Below are 18,977 nucleotides of genomic sequence, written 5' to 3' on the forward strand. Positions count from 1 at the left end.
ACATGCAAACCCAGGCTTCCGTTCAACAGCCCTCCGCGGTTCCCGGCTCCCCTTTGCTTCAGGTCAGCGGCGCGTTGCTGGGAATTATTGTGCTGATTCTGGCGGCCGCCTGGGTCATTAAACGTCTGGGCCTTGCGCCCAAAAGCGGCAACACGCGCGGGCTGAAAGTGTCGGCCAGCACCTCTCTGGGTCCCCGTGAGCGGGTGGTGATTGTCGACGTAGAGGACGCGCGTCTGGTGCTTGGCGTCACCGCATCACAAATCAACGTGCTACACACCCTGCCGCCGTCCCCCGTCGTGCCTGAAGAGACCTCTTCCACGCCTGAAAACTTTCACAGCCTGATGGCGAATTTGTTAAAGCGTTCCGGGAGATCCTGATGCGCCGTTTGTTGTCCCTTACGCTTGCCGGTTTATGGCTTTTCAGCCCAGCCGCGCTGGCGCAACTGCCCGGTCTGGTCACTCAGCCATTGCCCGGCGGCGGCCAGAGCTGGTCGCTTTCCGTTCAGACGCTGGTGTTTATCACCTCACTGACCTTTATTCCAGCGATTTTGCTGATGATGACCAGCTTTACCCGCATCATCATCGTTTTCGGCCTGCTGCGTAACGCGCTCGGCACGCCGTCTGCCCCACCCAACCAGGTTCTGCTCGGGCTGGCGCTGTTTCTGACCTTTTTCATCATGTCGCCAGTGATCGATAAAATCTACGTTGACGCCTATCAGCCGTTCAGCGAAGAAAAAATATCCATGCAGGAAGCGCTGGAAAAAGGGGCGCAGCCGCTGCGCGAGTTTATGATGCGCCAGACCCGCGAAGCCGATCTCGCCCTGTTTGCGCGTCTGGCGAACAGCGGGCCGTTACAGGGACCGGAAGCGGTTCCGATGCGTATTCTGCTGCCCGCTTATGTCACCAGCGAGCTGAAAACCGCTTTTCAGATCGGCTTTACCATTTTCATTCCATTTTTGATCATCGATCTGGTTATCGCCAGCGTGCTGATGGCGCTCGGGATGATGATGGTTCCGCCTGCCACTATCGCCCTGCCGTTTAAACTCATGCTGTTTGTGCTGGTCGACGGCTGGCAACTGCTGGTCGGCTCGCTTGCGCAAAGCTTTTACAGTTAGAGGCAATAAATGACACCTGAATCGGTCATGATGATTGGCACCGAGGCGATGAAGGTTGCCCTGGCGCTTGCTGCCCCGCTGCTGCTGGTCGCGCTGGTGACGGGTCTGATCATCAGCATATTGCAGGCCGCCACGCAGATTAACGAAATGACGCTGTCGTTTATCCCGAAAATTGTGGCTGTGTTTGCCGCCATCATTATCGCTGGCCCCTGGATGCTGAACCTGCTGCTGGATTACGTGCGTACGCTGTTCACTAACCTGCCATATATCATCGGATAACAGGGATGCTGCAGGTAACCAGCGATCAATGGCTTCAGTGGCTTAACCTGTATTTTTGGCCGCTGCTGCGCGTGCTGGCGCTGATCTCTACCGCCCCCATACTCAGCGAACGCGCGATCCCAAAACGGATTAAGCTGGGACTGGGGCTCCTCATTACCGTGGTGATCGCGCCGTCGCTTCCAACACATAACGTGCCGATTTTTTCGTTTGACGCCTTATGGATAGCGATGCAACAAATTCTGATCGGCATCGCGCTGGGCTTCACCATGCAGTTTGCCTTCGCGGCGGTGCGGACTGCCGGGGAGATCATTGGTCTGCAAATGGGTTTGTCCTTCGCCACCTTTGTCGATCCAGGCAGTCATCTCAACATGCCGGTGCTGGCCCGCATCATTGATATGCTGGCGATGCTGCTGTTTTTAACGTTTAACGGTCATCTGTGGCTGATTTCACTGCTGGTCGATACATTCCATACCCTGCCCATCGGCGGCAATCCGGTTAACAGCAATGCGTTTCTGGCGCTTGCCAGAGCGGGCGGTCTGATCTTTCTGAATGGCTTAATGCTGGCGCTGCCGGTGATCACGATGTTATTAACGCTGAACCTGGCGCTAGGATTATTGAATCGAATGGCGCCTCAGCTATCAGTATTTGTTATTGGTTTCCCGTTAACGTTGACGGTCGGTATGACATTAATTGCGGCTTTAATGCCGCTTATCGCCCCTTTTTGCGAACATTTATTTAGTGAAATTTTCAATTTATTAGCTGATATCGTTAGTGAATTACCCGCAAATAATATTCCATAATGTTTATCCAGTTATTCTAAGGATTATCCTAAATTGACCCATCAAAAACATCTACCAGGATAACTCTGACGCGCGTTATTTGTTTTTATCTCACTCACATAACGCAACATTTACTTTACTTTAAGACAATTCCAGGCAAATTATACGTAACTTTACGGGATAGTAAGTCCGCCTGGAAATCGCATTAGCGTCTCGTTGGGTGAAAGTTACGTTCCGTTAAGTTGTGATGAGATATTCGGGTAAGGGGAATTATCGTTACGCATTGAGTGAGGGTATGCCATGTCAACGATTATTATGGATTTATGCAGTTACACCCGGCTGGGTTTGACCGGGTATCTTGTAAGCAGAGGGGTGAAAAAAAGGGAAATCAACGACATCGAGACCGTTGACGAACTCGACATCGCGTGTGAGACCCACCGACCTTCTGTGGTGTTTATTAATGAGGACTGTTTCATCCACGATCCTGACGACAGTCAACATATAAAGCAAATCATTAATCAGCATCCCAATACGTTATTTATTGTTTTCATGGCCATTGCTAATGTCCATTTTGATGAATATTTATTAGTCAGAAAAAACTTATTGATCAGTTCTAAATCTATAAAACCCCAATCACTGGACGATCTTCTTGGCGATATTCTGAAAAAAGAGACCGATACTGCCAGCGTAATAAATTTACCAACGTTATCGTTAAGTCGAACGGAATCAAGCATGTTACGCATGTGGATGGAAGGACAAGGAACGATTCAAATTTCGGATCGGATGAACATCAAAGCGAAAACCGTCTCCTCCCATAAGGGGAATATAAAACGAAAGATAAAAACGCATAACAAACAAGTTATCTATCATGTTGTTCGCCTGACCGATAACGTGACCAACGGCATATTTGTTAACATGCGCTAAGACCTCCCGACTGGTGGGGCGTCCACCAGCCGGGATAACAACCCCGTTGCCGCCCTATTCCGCCTTTTCCACAAAAATGCCGTCCTGGTGCCCCGACTCATTGAAGAACCAGATGCCGAGCGGGTAGTCTTCCAGCGATACCAGGTACATTGTGCCTTCGTTAAACTCCTCTACCGCCAGTACCACGCCAGGACGACGAGGACCGCCATCCGTCTTGACTGTAACCCGATCATTTACGTTCATTTTTCTCCTCCTGTGGCTTTGTGCCAGTGTAGAACAAAAATCCATTCCTGGCAGCGTTCACCCGGCGCGATTGCGGCTTTTCTCAACGGTCTATACTTAGGCTGAAGCACGCTAACGGGAGAGGTTAATGATGAAGACCGCAAAAGACTACAGCGATACCGCGAAACGCGAAGTCAGCGTCGATGTCGACGCGCTGCTGGCCGCAATCAATGAAATCAGTGAGAGCGAAATTCATCGCAGTGGAAGCGATCCGGAAAAGGTCAGCGTTGATGGGCGTGAATACCATACATGGCATGAATTAGCGGAAGCCTTTGAGCTGGATATACACGATTTCAGCGTGACGGAAATCAACCGCTAACCCGCAGAGGAAAAAAATCCCGACCCAGTTGGGTCGGGATGAAACTTGCTTATGCAAGAAGCACTTGAAAATTCGTTACACCAGGAAATCTGATGTGCGTTAAACCTTATCTGCAATTTTTTTGTATGACAAGCAAATATTTTTGCGATGAATGATTAATACTACTAATGGTTAAGGTGAACACGGCTGCAGGCCTCATGTCGACGGGACCGATCCCGTCTTCAGCGTGGACTACGCCTCCTGGCTTTAGGATTTTTCCTAGTAATAGCTTTTTACAACACGGGAAATCATTATGCTTTCACTGAACGATCCGGTGCTGGTTTTTACCGATCTGGATGGCACGTTACTGGACAATCAAACCTATGACTGGCAACCTGCCGCTGGCTGGCTCGCCCGTCTGCGTGAGCACGAGATTCCCGTCATTCTATGCAGCAGCAAAACCGCCGCAGAAATGCTTTACATCCAGAAATCACTCAATCTGCACGGCCTTCCGCTGATTGCCGAAAACGGCGCCGTCATTGAATATGACAGTCGCTGGCAAACTGAATCTGACTCTCCGCGTCTGATGAGCGGCGTGCCGCACGATGAAGTTAGCGCGGTGCTCAATAAGCTTCGCGAAAAAGGACAGTATAAATTCACAACCTTCGACGATGTCGATGAGGCGACCATTAGCGAATGGACAGGCCTGCCCCACGCCCAGGCCAGCTTAAGCCGCCTGCATGAAGCCTCTGTCACCCTGATCTGGCGTGACAGCGATGCGCGCATGGCGGCGTTCAGCCAACAGCTAAACGCGTTGGGGTTGCAGTTTGTTCACGGCGCACGCTTCTGGCACGTACTTGACGCCAGCGCGGGAAAAGATCAGGCGGCAAACGGGTTAATCGCACGTTATCAGCGCCAGTGGGGGCAACGCCCTGTTACTGTCGGCCTGGGTGATGGCCCAAACGATGCGCCACTGCTTAAGGTCATGAATTACGCCGTGGTGGTGAAAGGACTGAGCCGCGAAGGGGTGGTGTTACCCGATCAGGCTTCGCCCTACGTCTACCGCACCCGTTCAGAAGGTCCGGCAGGCTGGAGTGAAGGCATGTCGCATCTGTTTACCCCTGACTAGCCCCTCTCGCTCGCACAAACCCGGTTGCGGCCAGCCTGTTTCGCCAGGTATAACCTGCGATCGGCCAGCGACTGGAGCTGTTCAAAATCGTATTCATGGGTTTCCTGCGTGCCACTCACCCCCAGCGAGGCGCTGATCCGCAGCGTGGTGCTTTTCGCTATCAGTAGCTCTTTTTCATTCAGGCGCAGGCGGATCCGCTCTGCGATACGTTCCGCCTGCGCCAGCGTCGTGTCCGGGAGTACCACGCAGAACTCCTCTCCCCCGACGCGCCCGGCGACGTCGTTCGCCCGCAGAGTGCCGCTGATTAAGCTCGCGGCGTGAGCCAACACCCGATCGCCCGCCTGGTGGCCAAAGCGGTCGTTAATGCTTTTAAAGTGATCAAGATCGATTTGAATCACCGACAGCGACTGCTTTTGCGCCCGGCAGCGCTGTACCAGTTGGCGGGCTTTTTCAAACAATGCGCCACGGTTGTACAAACGGGTTAGCGTGTCGTGCCAGGCCTGCCACTGTAGCGAGCTTTGCAACACAAACATGTTGCTCACCATGTGGCGGATGACAATCCACGAGATGATTAACATACTGGTAAACAGCGCCCACAGCAGGGCCAGCGCAATACTGATACTGCCGAAGTCTCCCTGCACCCCTTCACTGAGCGTATGAACGCGGACCAGCACGCCGTCGAAGTGGTCCAGCCGCTGCCAGCTGATGTAGCGGCTTCCCATTCGTAAGCCGCCTTCGGTGTCCTGTTCAATCTCGTGGGCAAGCATTGCCTGCTCACGCGCGTCAAAAGTGTTGATGTTGCGCAATGCCGGCGTCGATGCCGCCAGCATCTTCAATTTACTGTCATACAGCTGGTATTCCCCTTCCACATCCTTGTCGATGGCGTCTTCCATAAACCGTTCCACCGAGGAGACGGGGATCGTCATCGCCAGCACGCCATACCAGTACTGACCGTTATCCAGCGGAACGCTGACGGTGACCCGTTGCAGCTCATCGCGCAACTGCGTGGTCTGGCCGGTGTACCAGCGTACCCCGCGCATCCGGTTCTGCCGCTGCGACTGCTCTTTAAACCACGGCTGGATGACATAATCATAATAGCGGGCGGTAATTTCGCTGGAGAGGGCGGAGGGTTGGGTGGAAACATAAAACCCGGCGCGGGAGACGTACATCGCCTGCTGCGTCAGTGAAGAACGGGTCTGGGCTAAACGCAACAAATACCCCACCTCCAGCGCGGCGGTCAGCTCATTATCCAGCGTGTCGCTGTCACGGGAAAGGATGTGGGTTTGGTTAACAAAGGAGTCAGACACGCCGTTCAGCGGCAAGGTTCGACGCTTATCCAGTTCAAGCTGCCAGAATCGCGAATGCCTTTGCTGTTCGAAACGGGAGACGGCGTCCCGAAGCGCGGGAAAGTCAAGCGGCATTGCCAGCGCTTCCTGCATACCGTTACGCAGAAAAAGCAGTTTATCGACGTTATACTGCAGTTGCTTATCCAGCCCGTTGGCGACATTCTCCAGGTGATTGCGCTGGCTGGAAATATAGGCTTCTTCCAGTACGACTACTTCCCGCCAGGTCAGCAGAGTGGAAAAAATCATCACGATCAGAAAACAGAGGTTGACGACGTGACCGGGCCCGAATCGCCGCGCTAACATTTTCAGCCAGCCCCAGTTTTCGATCGTTGTTTCGTGCGGCACGCTGACCACTCCCTACTCGCAATTGCTTTCCTAATCCTGGCATAATTCAGTACGTTACGTATCGCTGACGCGATGCTTTTTTTTCTGCCTAATAAAACGCCCGGCATTCACCGGGCGTTTTATTATCTGGCATTTTCACGCTGGCGCCTTGCGTCACCGGGAACCAGCTCATTCTCATGGAATGCCTCCCGCTTAACGCCGAAGCCGTCATACCACCGACACTCCACCATTCCGCTGGAATACCCGGTGACAATCATGCGTGGTCCGCCCTCTTTCACGGTAACTTCATCACTGACCAAAAAGTGCATACCTGCCTCCTGTATCATGTGAAACTTTTTCACCTTAGACGAGAATGGCGAGTTTTGCCTGGTTGGACAGAAGATAATTAGTGCGCGACGCCACGCACTTTTGCCACCATCTTCACCAACGCAACCACAATGGCGCCGATAATAAAGCCCAGCACCAGGTTCGCCAACGTTGGCAACATTAGCGCTATCGCGGCACTCTGCTGGCTGGCAAAATGTTCAATGGCGTGATGCAACGGCGCGACGCCATGCACCACAATGCCGCCACCGACCAGGAACATGGCCAGCGTGCCAATCACCGACAGCGATTTCATCAGCCACGGCGCGACAATCAGCAGCCCTTTCCCGACCGCCCGCGCCAGCGCGCTGGATTTTTCTGCCAGCCAGTAGCCCATATCGTCCAGCTTAACGATGATCCCCACCAGGCCATAAACGCCCACCGTCACCACTAACGCGATGCCGGAAAGTACCAGCACCTGATTCAGCAACGGCGCGTCAGCCACGATCCCAAGCGTAATCGCTACAATTTCAGCCGACAGGATAAAATCGGTTCGGATCGCGCCTTTGATTTTATCCTTCTCAAAGGCGAGTGGATCCTGCGCCGCCAACGCTTCCAGCCGCTTCTTACGCTCAGCCGGATCTTCCTTGTGTTTGCGTGACTCAAGAGTATGAAGCACCTTCTCTACCCCTTCAAAGCACAGGAAAGCGCCGCCGATCATCAGCAAAGGGGTGATCGCCCAGGGGATGAAGGCGCTGATCAGCAGCGCCAGCGGCACCAGAATCACTTTGTTGATAAATGAGCCTTTCGCCACGCTCCAGACCACCGGCAGCTCGCGGTTCGCTCTGACGCCAGTGACCTGCTGGGCGTTAAGCGACAGATCGTCGCCCAGTACGCCCGCAGTTTTTTTTGCGGCCAGTTTTCCCATCATAGAGATATCGTCAAGCAGCGTGGCGATATCATCAAGTAACGTCAGTAAACTACTTCCTGCCAAAATAAGTCCCTCGATTTTTCTTCTTGAAGCATTAAGTATGGAGTAAAACACGCAGAGCGGAAACAGATGTTGCTCGTCAACATTTATTTAACAACATGCTGCGAGTATAGTGCTCGCCAGGCAGGTATTTTCGCGTTTACTCTATTGATTCTGACTCTTTCGCCCGTGAGGGATTATGCGTTTTCGGCAGTTGTTACCGCTTTTCAGTGCGTTATTCGCCCTGTATATCATTTGGGGTTCCACGTATTTCGTTATCCGTATCGGCGTGGAGAGCTGGCCGCCGCTGATGATGGCCGGCGTGCGCTTCCTGGCCGCTGGCGTGCTGTTAACCGCCTTTTTACTGCTTCGGGGACATCAACTCCCGCCGCTACGGCCCCTGCTCAACGCCGCGCTGATTGGCATTCTCCTGTTAGCCGTCGGCAACGGACTGGTTACCGTGGCTGAACATCAGAATGTCCCTTCGGGTATCGCCGCCGTAGTCGTGGCGACAGTCCCGTTGTTCACCCTGTGTTTCAGCCATTTCTTCGGCATCAGGACCCGTAAGCTCGAGTGGATGGGGATTGCGATTGGTCTGGCGGGGATTGTCATGCTTAACAGCGGCGGCAATTTAAGCGGTAATCCGTGGGGGGCGATGTTGATTTTGATTGGCTCCATTAGCTGGGCGTTCGGCTCCGTTTACGGCTCGCGTATTACGCTACCGGTGGGCATGATGGCGGGCGCCATTGAAATGCTGGCCGCTGGCGTGGTGCTGATGTGCGCGTCGTTTCTTAGCGGTGAAAAGCTTACCGCGCTGCCCTCGCTTTCCGGCTTCTTCGCCGTCGGTTACCTGGCGGTGTTTGGGTCAATCATCGCGATTAACGCCTACATGTATCTTATCCGCAACGTCAGCCCGGCGCTGGCAACCAGCTATGCCTATGTGAACCCGGTGGTGGCGGTATTGCTGGGCACCGGACTTGGCGGCGAACGTCTGGCGCCGATTGAATGGCTGGCGCTGGGGGTTATCGTCTTTGCGGTCGTGCTGGTAACGCTGGGTAAATATCTGTTCCCGGCTAAACCGGTTGTGGCGACGACGGTAAAAGATAAAACGCTACAGTAGGTGTATTCCCTGCGTGTCGATCTGCGCGGGGGCGCCATCCCCGCAGATCCACTCTTCGAGACGTTCGGACAGAGCGGCGTCGCTGAGTTTTTCCCGCCCGCGCAGGGCGCACTCCCAGACCACCAATACCCGCCAGCCGAGCGCCTGCAGACGCTGGACATCACGACGATCGCGCTCTACGTTTTTGCCAATTTTTTCCAGCCAGAACGCGGTCCGCGTCGCCGGCACCTTAAACAGATAGCAGTGGTGCTGATGCCAGAAGCAGCCGTGGGTGAAAATGACGCAGCGATAATCGTCGATCACAAAGTCAGGCCGCCCCGGCAGCCCGGCATCCTGCACGCGATAGGCGATCCCCTGTTCCGTCAGCAGCGCGGCAAGACGTTTTTCAATAGCGGTATCGCGGGTCGCGATGGCCCGCATGTTTTTACTGCGCGTGGCCTTATCGTGAACGTCCGCCACTGGCCATCCCTTGCTGACGCAGGGCGACAGCGGCTTTGATTTTCTCCTCCAGCAGGCTCGCCACCGCGGCAAAGGCCGGCACGATGACCGAGTTGCCAAACTGACGATAGGCCTGGGTGTCGGAAACCGGAATGCGGAACTGGTATCCCTGCGGCGATTCAAAGCCCATCAGCCGTGCGCACTCTCTGGGCGTTAAGCGACGCGGACGATGCTGCTGGTTTTGCGGATCGTCGAAATGGGCTTCGCCTTTCGCCATATCCCAGCCGCGATCGATCAGAATTTCCGCGCCGTCTTTGTAGTAACGAGCGGACAGCGTTCGCGTGACGCTGTCCGGGTTGGTCGGGTATACCATGCCATAACCAAAACCGTTCCCCTTCACCTGATGTTTTTTCGCATAGCGGTAGAGATACTTCCACAGCACAGGCGTCAGAACATATTTCGCCTCAACGACAGGTTCAAGAAGTTCGCCAAGGGTGATACGCCGCTGCGGATAACGCGTGGTGATGTCCCGCAGGGTAAAATCGCCCTTGAGGTTGAGATCGCGGCGAAACCCAACCAGCACAATGCGTTCGCGGTGCTGAGGCAGAAAATGTTTGCCATCAATGATCTTCGGATCGTCAGGGCCATTGTCCTCTGCATCCGCCACGTCATAACCCAGCTCGTCAAGCGTCTGCATAATGATGCGGAACGTCTTACCCTGATCGTGGCTTTTCAGGTTTTTCACGTTTTCCAGCACAAAGATCGGCGGACGCCGCGCGTCAATGATGCGCACGACATCAAAAAACAGCGTGCCCTGCGTATCGCAGGCGAAACCGTGAGCGCGACCGAGCGCATTCTTCTTCGACACGCCAGCCAGAGAAAACGGCTGACAGGGGAAGCCCGCCAGGAGTACATCGTGTTCCGGCACATGCTGGCGAATGTGCTCTGCCGCCTGAGCGTCATTCACGCCTTCGCGGTGTCTCAGCGTGACATCGCGGATATCTTCATTAAAGTGATGGCTGTCCGGGTCGCAGTAGTAGTTAGCTTTATACGTGCGTACCGCATGTTTATTCCATTCGCTGGTAAAAACACACTGCCCGCCGATCGCTTCAAACCCGCGGCGGATCCCGCCTATGCCCGCAAAAAGATCGATAAAGCGAAAAGCATAATGGGGATGATGCGCTGGCGGCGCGGGAAGCAACGTACGCAGATGCGCCGCTTCACGTTCACTCAGCCGGTGCCAGACCGAGGCGTTCGCCACCGCACGCTTTAAGATGGCCGGGCTCCAGTGGTGTTCGCCAACCCCGTTCAGCTGCGCCACCAGCGTTTTGACATCATAGATTTCCATTAACTTCGCCAGCATCGCCTGTATCGACTCCGCGCTATTGTCTGTCGCAGGAATCAGCGAGTCCGCTACTGAGAGAGTGTGCTGCATATCTTTAACCGGCCAAAAAAGAGTGATGTGAGAGTAACATAAATTTGGCGTCACGCGTGGTTGGGGCTAAACGCCGCAATCACCGTGGCGTCCAGCGACGCATACTCGCCTTTCAGCTCGGCGCTGAGCTTCGCCATGTAGGTCACCAGGAAATCTGCGTTGTGTCGCGCCAGTTCCCTCCCCCGGGCGGTTTGCATGGTGTTGGGCAGCGCCAGCAGTTTGGTCTGGAAGTGATCGAGCGCGAACTGTTTATCGTTGAGCGCTCGCCGCCGGGCAAGCGGATCTTCCGCATCGAATAGCGCCGCGCCTAACGAACCCGAAACGGCGAAGACACGCGCCAGGCCAATCGCCCCCAGCGCTTCAAGCCGGTCGGCGTCCTGTACGATTTTCGCTTCCAGGGTAACGGGGGCTACATTGGCGCTGAAGCTATGAGCTTCAATGGCGTGACAAACCGCCGCTAACCGTGATGCCGGGAAGCCGGGAAAGTCATGAATAAGAATACGGCGCGCTTCAGCGGCAGCAAGGACAGACGAGCGGTGGCGTTCAGGATGATTTTTAGCAAGACTGACAATGTCATGAAAATAACAAGCCGTCAGTACCACGAGTTCATCTACAGCCAGTCCACGACTGAGCTGACGAGAAGTCGCCCAGACCCGGCGGAAATGGAAGATATCGTGGGCGGCGTCCTGTTGGTTATGGTGGTTGACTAACCACGCTTCAAATTGTGACTGCCAGTGCTGAAGATCCACATTGCCTCCCGTGCGTTTGAAACCGCTACAGTAGCAATTTTTAGCGCCGCGTTCACTCTGACGAGGTGCGCGGGCGCGTATACCAGGCGATAGCGCCGAGAATGGCACCCACGACGCTTAGCACTACAAAGCCGAGCAACGCCCCCAGCCATTTCCCGCTGGTTGAACCGGGGCTGCTGTCGAATCCGGCAACCGGAGCAGATTCGACATGACTGATAACCCATACATAATGCAACATTGCCCAGATGAAATAGAGGCAAAAGACATAAAATACCCACAGCGCCAGTTTGCCCCCCAGGCTACGGCTTGCGTTTACTTCCAGACGACTCAAAGAAATCTCCAGTTTTGTGATCTGATGCAGAAAAAATTTCACTTAACTGTTTGTGAGTATAGTCACATTATGCGGGTGTGGAGGTGATTGTCTAAAAACCAACCATTTATTTTGTATATGTTTTGATCCGGCGCAAATTACCCATGCGCCTGAAAATCTCGCATATCAACCCTATTTTACCGCTTTTGTCAGGTTTATTCCGAGTGAATATATTGATGACAATAATAATAATTGTGTTTTATCTGCGCCCTTTTCTCTTTAGATCAAACATGGCATTATCCTTAGGTTATTAGCCTTTTTATCATTTATTTACCCCCTCATTTACAACCGGCATTTATGTCGGTTTTTTTTATGCTTACCCCCTGAAGCGTCGTGTTTGAGAAGGCATAAAACATTCATTGTAAAAATCAACCTCAAAAACCAATAACTATCTGATATAAATAGATAACAATCATGAATACATTGTAATCGACTCATATATAATGAATTTTAAATTCCCTGTTAGACACATATTGAAATATTTTAAATACATTTGTTACATGTAATATTTAAAATAAAATGAACTCTTTAGAATAGTATCCAAATGTGCTTTCGTGAAAAAAGCACTTATTCATGATGGTTATTATCATAAGGGAATACATAATGAAAAGAAAAGTATTGGCAATGCTTGTCCCGGCATTATTGGTTGCGGGCGCAGCAAATGCAGCGGAAATCTATAATAAAGACGGCAATAAACTGGACCTGTACGGCAAAGTTGATGGTCTGCACTATTTCTCTGATGACACGGGTAACGACGGCGATATGTCTTATGCGCGTTTAGGCTTCAAAGGCGAAACGCAGATCAACGACATGTTAACGGGCTTCGGTCAGTGGGAATACAATATCCAGGCAAATACCACTGAAGGCGAAGGCGCTAACTCCTGGACCCGTCTGGGTTTCGCGGGTTTAAGCTTCGGTCAGAATGGCACCTTCGACTACGGTCGCAATTACGGTGTGGTTTACGACGTTGAAGCATGGACCGATATGCTGCCGGAGTTCGGCGGTGATACCTGGTCGCAGACCGATGTCTACATGACTGGTCGTACTAATGGCGTTGCCACCTACCGTAATAACGGTTTCTTTGGACAGGTAGACGGTCTGAATTTTGCGCTGCAGTATCAGGGTAACAATGAAAACCCGGGTTCAGGTGAAGGCACAGGTAATGGCGGCGAACGTAAACTGGCACGTGAGAATGGCGACGGTTTCGGTATGTCTGCGTCTTACGACTTTGACTTCGGGCTGAGCCTGGGGGCTGCTTACTCTACTTCCGATCGTACCGATAATCAGGTTCGTCGCGGTTATGGCGATCGCAGTCAGAATAACAAATATGCTGGCGGCGAAACGGCTGAAGCCTGGACCGTTGGCGCGAAATACGATGCTAACAACGTTTATCTGGCAGCCATGTATGCAGAAACCCGCAATATGACTTCTTACGGAAGTGGTGAAGATTTTGAAGGCGGCATCGCTAACAAGACCCAAAACGTCGAAGTTGTCGCACAGTATCAGTTCGACTTCGGTCTGCGTCCGTCTATCGCGTACCTGCAATCTAAAGGCGTCGACTTAGGCGGCCAGGATATTCATCGTGGTCACTGGCGCTATGTCGACAAAGATCTGGTGAAATATGTTGACGTGGGTATGACTTACTACTTCAACAAAAACATGTCCACCTACGTTGACTACAAAATCAACCTGCTGGACGAAGACGATAACTTCTACGCGGATAACGGTATCGCAACCGATGATATCGTTGCAGTGGGCTTAGTGTATCAGTTCTAATCCCACCGCCTCGCCCAAGCCCGCCTCTGGCGGGCTTTTTGTTGCCTGCTATACCAGTCTCACGTCTTTGATATATCCGAAATTGTCCAGACACGGTAGAAAAACATGACGCACATCAAGGCGTAAAAAACGTGAGTTCGTCAATTCATTTTGCTCAACGAGAGTTGCGTCACTGACAGCGGGTGGGGTAAGTGCTTGAATAGTGGCGGAGAGAGGGGGATTTGAACCCCCGGTAGAGTTGCCCCTACTCCGGTTTTCGAGACCGGTCCGTTCAGCCGCTCCGGCATCTCTCCGTTTTGATGGTTGCCATGATGCCAGGTAATTTGGCATTTTAACAGACCCTGTCCCTTCAATTTTGTTCAAGTGACGAGTTTGCGAGCAAAACGATGATAAAGTGGCCCTGGAAAGCACAAGATAACGCGCAAAATGCGTCCGCTCAGTGGGAGGAAGCCCTCGCTATCCCCTTGCTGATGACCCTAACCGCGCAGGAACAAGCCAGACTGATCGCGCTGGCGGAACGATTCTTACAGCAAAAAAGGCTGGTCGCACTTCAGGGATTCGAACTCGACGCATTGAAAAGCGCGCGTATTGCCCTGCTTTTTTGTCTTCCGGTGCTGGAATTGGGCATCGAATGGCTCGATGGTTTCCATGAGGTGCTCATCTACCCTGCTCCGTTTGTCGTCGATGATGAATGGGAAGACGACATTGGTCTGGTGCATAACCAGCGGGTCGTGCAGTCTGGACAAAGCTGGCAGCAAGGGCCGATTATTCTGAACTGGCTGGATATTCAGGACTCCTTCGATGCTTCCGGTTTCAATTTGATCATTCACGAAGTGGCGCACAAGCTGGACATGCGTAACGGCGATCGCGCCAGTGGCATTCCGCTCATCCCACTGCGCGAAGTGGCCAGTTGGGAGCATGACCTGCACGCGGCAATGAACAATATTCAGGATGAAATTGATCTGGTGGGCGAAACAGCATCAAGCATCGACGCTTACGCAGCGAGCGATCCCGCCGAGTGTTTTGCTGTTTTGTCGGAGTACTTTTTCAGCGCGCCGGAGCTTTTCGCCCCACGCTTCCCTGCACTCTGGCAACGGTTTTGCCAGTTCTATCAGCAGGACCCGCTGCAACGGCTACGCGACAGCCAGGAAGAGGACGCGCCTCCACCTTCGCAGGTTCATTAATTCATTGATTTGAAGATTAATTAACCAATTGAAAAAGCGTGTTAATTTTACAGTTGACACGCTGTAGTGCGGCCAGTATTATGCGCCTCGTTCACACGATTCCTCTGTAGTTCAGTCGGTAGAACGGCGGACTGTTAATCCGTATGTCACTGGTTCGAGTCCAGTCAGAGGAGCCAGATTTAAAGAAGCCCGCTTTTTAGCGGGCTTCTTGCTTTATATCTGGTAATCAATCACTACCTCGTCCGGTTCCATCACCTGCCGTTTAATCTCCTCAACCGACAGGCCCGCGTTACATAACTCAATAAATCGCCAGACGTAATTGCGCTGTAACTGCCCACGTTTCAACCCCAGCCAAACGGTATTGGCGTCGAAGAGATGCCGGGTATCCAGGCGCACCAACGTCCCCTCTTCCCGCTCGCCGCTGGACTGTTCCGCCACGAGACCAATGCCCAGCCCCAGTGCGACGTAGGTTTTAATTACGTCGGAATCCTGCGCGCTAAGCACGATATCCGTCAGCAGTCCCTTACGTGCGAACGCCTCATCAATACGCGAACGCCCGGTAATGCCCTGACGGTAAGTAATCAACGGCCACTGTGCGATGGCCTCAAGCGTGAGCGGAGAGGACTGCGTCAGCGGATGTTCGACAGGCACGAGCAGGCTGTGATACCAGCGAAACCACGGAAATGCGACCAATAGCGGATCGGTACTCAGCCGCTCGCTGGCGATACCAATGTCCGCCTCACCATTATGCAGTAAGGTTTCAATTTCCTGTGGCGTGCCCTGAATCAACTCCAGACGAACTTCCGGAAAAATATCGCGGAACGCTTTGATTACGTCTGGCAGACTATAGCGCGCCTGGGTATGGGTTGTGGCGACAGTAAGCACACCGGACGTGTCGTTGGTAAACAGATCCGCCAGACGCCGGACGTTACTGGCTTCATTAAGGATCCGCTCAGCGATCGCTAACAGCGCCTTACCCGGTTCGGTCATGCCAAGAAGACGCTTGCCCCTGCGGATAAAGATTTCGATGCCTAACTCATCCTCCAGTTCCCGAATATGTCGGCTGACGCCTGACTGCGAGGTATACAGCATATTGGCAACGTCGGTCAGGTTGAAATCCCGACGGGCCGCCTCCCGAATAATTTTTAGCTGCTGGAAATTCACGTGTTGCTCCGGAAACATCAGACATGACGCTATTGTTAAAGTCTGACGTCCGGCATAACAAATAATAAAAACCCGCAACTTATTCCGTCAGGGAATAAGGCCTAACTGACCAGTTGCAGCTCGCGATTTGCCAGTGCCGGGCTACTGACCAATGACAGCAGGATCTCTTTCACCGCCTGCGCCTGTGGCGACAAACTGCCTCGTGCCGATATATTCAGCGACAACGACAGATTCATGGACGGCGCTGTGATCCGCGCCATCCAACCGTTTGCCGCACCGCATAATGAACGCGCAGCGGATTCCGGCAATACGGTGACCCCCATTCCACTGGCAATCGCGGCGGTCAGGGTGGCGATCGATTCTATCTCTCCGATGACCTTCGCGGTTAAGCGACGCAGTGAAAAAGCCTCATCGACCCGCAAACGCACGGCACTGTAGTCGCGCGGCAGGAACAGATTCATCTGAGCGACGGCGGTGAGGTCGACACTCGGGCCAGGGCAATCTCGGGTGCCGACCAGAAACAGATCTTCTTTCAGCAATGGCTGGCTGGAAATACCCGCCAGCGGTGAACGCTCATACAATACGGCCATATCCAGATGACCGCTGAGTAACTTATCGTTGAGCACTGCGCCGCTGTTTTCATGTAAATAAACCAGTACTTCAGGCAGTTCCGCGCGTACGGCCTGGAGCAACGGCATGGTCACCGACGAGGCCGCCGTTCCCGGCGCCAGTCCAATCGACACCTGCCCCGTCAGGGTCTGGCCCACGTTATAGACCGCCAGTTGCGCCTGCTCGCATTGACGCAGGATCGCGCGGGCATGAGTATAAAGGATCTTCCCCGCTTCGGTCGGGGTTACACCCCGCTTGGTGCGTATCAATAACTGTTGGTTCAGTTCACCCTCCAGCGTGGCGACCTGTTGACTCAAAGCAGGCTGGGCGATGTGCAATACTTCAGCGGCCTGGGTCAGGCTACCAATATCGACAATTTTCACGAAATATTTCAGTCGTCTGAAGTTCATTTTGCCTCCTGTCGGGAATGCCAGAACCTATGCTGGCAGTGATGTCAGGAGAGAATTGCAAGATGCTTGCCAGTTTCTTATCAAGGTTTTCGCGCGTCTTAACCTCCCAAAAAATAAGCGCTTATGATTGTTCCGCTTATGGCCCTGTGCCGTCAGCACTTTTTGATCTGCCCCATTCGGGGTAGCGCTGCACCAGAAGAGAGCAAGATCAACGATCAGAAGTTCGCCGCTTTGCTGGTTTTGTCGACAAACAAACGCACAATCGTATTTCCCCCTTTGACAACATCGGGCACCCTCGTTAATATGCGCCCCGTTCACACGATTCCTCTGTAGTTCAGTCGGTAGAACGGCGGACTGTTAATCCGTATGTCACTGGTTCGAGTCCAGTCAGAGGAGCCAAATTTAAAAAAGCCCGCTTTTAGCGGGCTTTTTGCTTTCCTTCTCACCATAAAGCCTATATTTTCCTGTTCTTCGCCAAACAAGAATAAAAATCGTTTTCTCTTTCAGCCTGTCGCGGTAGTCTCATAACAGCCACTTATACGTCGGCCGCAATGTGTGTGACCTTGATTCCCATACTAATAATAAAAACAGTACTGACAGGATTACTATGGATTCCACCCTCATCTCCGCTTCCGCGCAGGAGCAAACACCTTCACTTCATCGTGCCCGGCGCGCTGCGCTGGGCAGTTTTGCCGGCGCGGTTGTCGACTGGTATGACTTTCTGCTTTATGGCATCACCGCCGCGCTGGTCTTTAATAGCGAATTTTTCCCTCAGGTCAGTCCGGCGATGGGTACGCTCGCTGCCTTTGCGACCTTTGGCGTCGGGTTCCTGTTCCGCCCGCTTGGTGGGGTGATTTTCGGCCACTTCGGCGATCGTCTGGGGCGCAAACGGATGCTAATGCTCACCGTCTGGATGATGGGGATTGCCACTGCGCTAATCGGTATCCTGCCTTCATTCGCCGCTATCGGCTGGTGGGCGCCGGTTATGCTGGTCGTGCTGCGCGCGATTCAGGGCTTTGCCGTGGGAGGCGAATGGGGCGGCGCGGCGTTACTCTCCGTTGAAAGTGCGCCAGAACACAAAAAAGCGTTTTACAGCAGTGGCGTACAAGTGGGATACGGCGTCGGTCTGTTGCTCTCGACGGGGCTGGTGTCGTTAATCAGCTATCTGACCACCGATGAGCAGTTTCTGAGTTGGGGCTGGCGTATTCCCTTCCTGTTCAGCATCGTTCTGGTGCTGGGCGCGCTGTGGGTGCGAAACGGAATGGAAGAATCCGCCGAATTTGAGCAACAAAGAGAACAAGCGCCCGAGGCGAAAAAGCGGCTGCCGGTTCTCGAAGCGCTCGCACAACATCCTGGCGCGTTTTTGAAAATTATCGCTCTGCGCATGTGTGAGCTTCTGACGATGTATATCGTTACCGCGTTTGCGCTGAACTATTCGACGCAGAATCTCGGTCTGCCACGTGAGCTTTTTTTGAATATCGGCCTGCTGGTCGGTGGATTAAGCTGCCTGACCATCCCTCTGTTCGCCTGGATGGCCGATCGTTTTGGTCGTCGTCGCGTCTATATTACCGGAGCGTTGATAGGGACGCTCAGCGCGTTTCCCTTCTTTATGGCGCTTGAAGCGCAATCTCTGTTCTGGATTGTGTTCTTTTCCATCATGCTTGCCAACATCGCGCATGACATGGTGGTTTGCGTTCAGCAGCCGATGTTTACCGGCATGTTTGGCGCAGGTTATCGCTACAGCGGGGCGGGAGTCGGTTACCAGGTGGCGAGCGTGGTGGGCGGCGGCTTTACGCCTTTCATCGCCGCTGCGCTGGTCGCCTTCTTTGGTGGGAGCTGGCACAGTGTCGCCCTCTATTTACTGGCAGGTTGCCTGATTTCAGCCCTCACCGCATTATTTATGAAAGATAAGCAACACGCCTGATCGTATTGCGAGGGCCATTCGGCTCTCGC

The 18,977-nt window shown here is 53.2% G+C and carries 21 protein-coding genes and 3 tRNA genes; 13 read left to right on the forward strand and 11 right to left on the reverse strand.

Annotation, left to right across the window (positions count from 1 at the left end; translation table 11 throughout):
- The first annotated feature begins 2 nt into the window (after positions 1-2).
- The 5 genes from fliO to rcsA all read left to right on the forward strand — a co-directional run bounded on the left by fliO (position 3) and on the right by rcsA (position 3,096).
- Positions 3-377 (forward strand): flagellar biosynthetic protein FliO, encoded by a 375-nt coding sequence (fliO, locus tag OOJ60_RS20045; RefSeq protein WP_060571434.1) that lies wholly within the window; start codon positions 3-5, stop codon positions 375-377.
- Positions 377-1,114 carry a flagellar type III secretion system pore protein FliP gene (fliP, locus tag OOJ60_RS20050; protein ID WP_042284050.1) on the forward strand — a complete coding sequence of 246 codons (738 nt, stop codon included), beginning with the start codon at positions 377-379 and terminating at the stop codon, positions 1,112-1,114. The genes fliO and fliP overlap by 1 nt, the downstream gene beginning before the upstream one ends.
- Positions 1,115-1,123: 9 nt before the next feature.
- Positions 1,124-1,393 carry a flagellar biosynthesis protein FliQ gene (fliQ, locus tag OOJ60_RS20055; protein ID WP_042284053.1) on the forward strand — a complete coding sequence of 90 codons (270 nt, stop codon included), beginning with the start codon at positions 1,124-1,126 and terminating at the stop codon, positions 1,391-1,393.
- A gap of 5 nt (positions 1,394-1,398) precedes the next feature.
- On the forward strand, positions 1,399-2,193 hold the full coding sequence (gene fliR, locus OOJ60_RS20060) for a flagellar biosynthetic protein FliR (RefSeq protein WP_042284056.1): 795 nt from the start codon (positions 1,399-1,401) through the stop codon (positions 2,191-2,193).
- A 279-nt stretch (positions 2,194-2,472) separates the two neighbouring features.
- Positions 2,473-3,096: a transcriptional regulator RcsA gene (gene rcsA, locus OOJ60_RS20065; protein ID WP_042284059.1), complete on the forward strand. Its 624-nt coding sequence runs from the start codon at positions 2,473-2,475 to the stop codon at positions 3,094-3,096.
- A 54-nt stretch (positions 3,097-3,150) separates the two neighbouring features.
- Here rcsA and dsrB read toward each other — a convergent pair whose 3' ends face one another.
- Complete coding sequence (gene dsrB, locus OOJ60_RS20070; RefSeq protein WP_042284063.1) at positions 3,151-3,339, reverse strand: protein DsrB; 189 nt, start codon at positions 3,337-3,339, stop codon at positions 3,151-3,153.
- 130 nt (positions 3,340-3,469) lie between these two features.
- On the opposite strand from dsrB, the gene yodD reads away from it, so the two are divergent.
- Both yodD and OOJ60_RS20080 read left to right on the forward strand, forming a co-directional pair.
- Entirely contained in the window at positions 3,470-3,697 is a 228-nt protein-coding gene (gene yodD, locus OOJ60_RS20075) for a YodD family peroxide/acid resistance protein (RefSeq protein WP_042284746.1), read from the forward strand.
- A gap of 292 nt (positions 3,698-3,989) precedes the next feature.
- Positions 3,990-4,805 carry a mannosyl-3-phosphoglycerate phosphatase-related protein gene (locus tag OOJ60_RS20080; protein WP_199956765.1) on the forward strand — a complete coding sequence of 272 codons (816 nt, stop codon included), beginning with the start codon at positions 3,990-3,992 and terminating at the stop codon, positions 4,803-4,805.
- Here the strand turns inward: OOJ60_RS20080 and dgcQ are convergent.
- The 3 genes from dgcQ to OOJ60_RS20095 all read right to left on the reverse strand — a co-directional run bounded on the left by dgcQ (position 4,802) and on the right by OOJ60_RS20095 (position 7,793).
- Entirely contained in the window at positions 4,802-6,496 is a 1,695-nt protein-coding gene (dgcQ, locus tag OOJ60_RS20085) for a cellulose biosynthesis regulator diguanylate cyclase DgcQ (RefSeq protein WP_205613073.1), read from the reverse strand. The two genes, OOJ60_RS20080 and dgcQ, sit on opposite strands and share 4 nt — an antisense overlap.
- A gap of 122 nt (positions 6,497-6,618) precedes the next feature.
- Positions 6,619-6,804: a YodC family protein gene (locus OOJ60_RS20090; protein WP_042284069.1), complete on the reverse strand. Its 186-nt coding sequence runs from the start codon at positions 6,802-6,804 to the stop codon at positions 6,619-6,621.
- A gap of 77 nt (positions 6,805-6,881) precedes the next feature.
- Positions 6,882-7,793, reverse strand: a complete 912-nt coding sequence (locus OOJ60_RS20095) for a DUF808 domain-containing protein (RefSeq protein WP_060571443.1) — start codon at positions 7,791-7,793, stop codon at positions 6,882-6,884.
- A gap of 175 nt (positions 7,794-7,968) precedes the next feature.
- Here OOJ60_RS20095 and yedA point away from each other — a divergent pair, with 175 nt between their 5' ends.
- Positions 7,969-8,889: a drug/metabolite exporter YedA gene (gene yedA / locus OOJ60_RS20100; protein ID WP_181822995.1), complete on the forward strand. Its 921-nt coding sequence runs from the start codon at positions 7,969-7,971 to the stop codon at positions 8,887-8,889.
- On the opposite strand, the gene OOJ60_RS20105 is transcribed toward yedA, so the two are convergent.
- Genes OOJ60_RS20105 through drpB form a run of 4 tightly spaced genes read right to left on the reverse strand, consistent with a single transcriptional unit; the run spans position 8,881 to position 11,833 of the window.
- Complete coding sequence (locus OOJ60_RS20105; protein ID WP_199956763.1) at positions 8,881-9,348, reverse strand: very short patch repair endonuclease; 468 nt, start codon at positions 9,346-9,348, stop codon at positions 8,881-8,883. The genes yedA and OOJ60_RS20105 overlap by 9 nt on opposite strands.
- Positions 9,329-10,762 (reverse strand): DNA cytosine methyltransferase, encoded by a 1,434-nt coding sequence (locus OOJ60_RS20110; protein WP_205613074.1) that lies wholly within the window; start codon positions 10,760-10,762, stop codon positions 9,329-9,331. The genes OOJ60_RS20105 and OOJ60_RS20110 overlap by 20 nt, the downstream gene beginning before the upstream one ends.
- A gap of 50 nt (positions 10,763-10,812) precedes the next feature.
- Positions 10,813-11,511, reverse strand: coding sequence for a phosphohydrolase (locus tag OOJ60_RS20115; protein ID WP_205613075.1), 699 nt, complete (start codon positions 11,509-11,511; stop codon positions 10,813-10,815).
- 52 nt (positions 11,512-11,563) lie between these two features.
- Positions 11,564-11,833, reverse strand: a complete 270-nt coding sequence (gene drpB, locus OOJ60_RS20120) for a cell division protein DrpB (RefSeq protein ID WP_082636905.1) — start codon at positions 11,831-11,833, stop codon at positions 11,564-11,566.
- A 651-nt stretch (positions 11,834-12,484) separates the two neighbouring features.
- Here drpB and ompC point away from each other — a divergent pair.
- A complete protein-coding gene (ompC, locus tag OOJ60_RS20125) occupies positions 12,485-13,657 on the forward strand; it encodes a porin OmpC (protein ID WP_205613076.1) in 1,173 nt (390 codons plus the stop codon).
- Positions 13,658-13,860: 203 nt separating this feature from the next.
- Here the strand turns inward: ompC and OOJ60_RS20130 are convergent.
- Positions 13,861-13,950, reverse strand: a tRNA-Ser gene (locus OOJ60_RS20130).
- 93 nt (positions 13,951-14,043) lie between these two features.
- Between OOJ60_RS20130 and mtfA the strand changes: the two genes are divergently transcribed.
- Entirely contained in the window at positions 14,044-14,841 is a 798-nt protein-coding gene (gene mtfA / locus OOJ60_RS20135; protein WP_042284095.1) for a DgsA anti-repressor MtfA, read from the forward strand.
- Positions 14,842-14,941: 100 nt separating this feature from the next.
- Positions 14,942-15,017, forward strand: a tRNA-Asn gene (locus OOJ60_RS20140).
- A gap of 37 nt (positions 15,018-15,054) precedes the next feature.
- On the opposite strand, the gene cbl is transcribed toward OOJ60_RS20140, so the two are convergent.
- Both cbl and nac read right to left on the reverse strand, forming a co-directional pair.
- On the reverse strand, positions 15,055-16,005 hold the full coding sequence (cbl, locus tag OOJ60_RS20145) for an HTH-type transcriptional regulator Cbl (protein WP_205613077.1): 951 nt from the start codon (positions 16,003-16,005) through the stop codon (positions 15,055-15,057).
- Between the two features lie 101 nt (positions 16,006-16,106).
- Positions 16,107-17,024 carry a nitrogen assimilation transcriptional regulator NAC gene (nac, locus tag OOJ60_RS20150; protein WP_042284100.1) on the reverse strand — a complete coding sequence of 306 codons (918 nt, stop codon included), beginning with the start codon at positions 17,022-17,024 and terminating at the stop codon, positions 16,107-16,109.
- A 323-nt stretch (positions 17,025-17,347) separates the two neighbouring features.
- Here nac and OOJ60_RS20155 point away from each other — a divergent pair.
- Both OOJ60_RS20155 and shiA read left to right on the forward strand, forming a co-directional pair.
- Positions 17,348-17,423 (forward strand) — tRNA-Asn (locus OOJ60_RS20155).
- A gap of 208 nt (positions 17,424-17,631) precedes the next feature.
- Positions 17,632-18,948, forward strand: coding sequence for a shikimate transporter (gene shiA, locus OOJ60_RS20160; protein ID WP_205613078.1), 1,317 nt, complete (start codon positions 17,632-17,634; stop codon positions 18,946-18,948).
- Positions 18,949-18,977 lie beyond the last annotated feature (29 nt).

It is taken from the genome of Citrobacter sp. R4 (assembly GCF_026719175.1).
Taxonomy (GTDB): Bacteria; Pseudomonadota; Gammaproteobacteria; order Enterobacterales; family Enterobacteriaceae; genus Citrobacter_A; species Citrobacter_A sedlakii.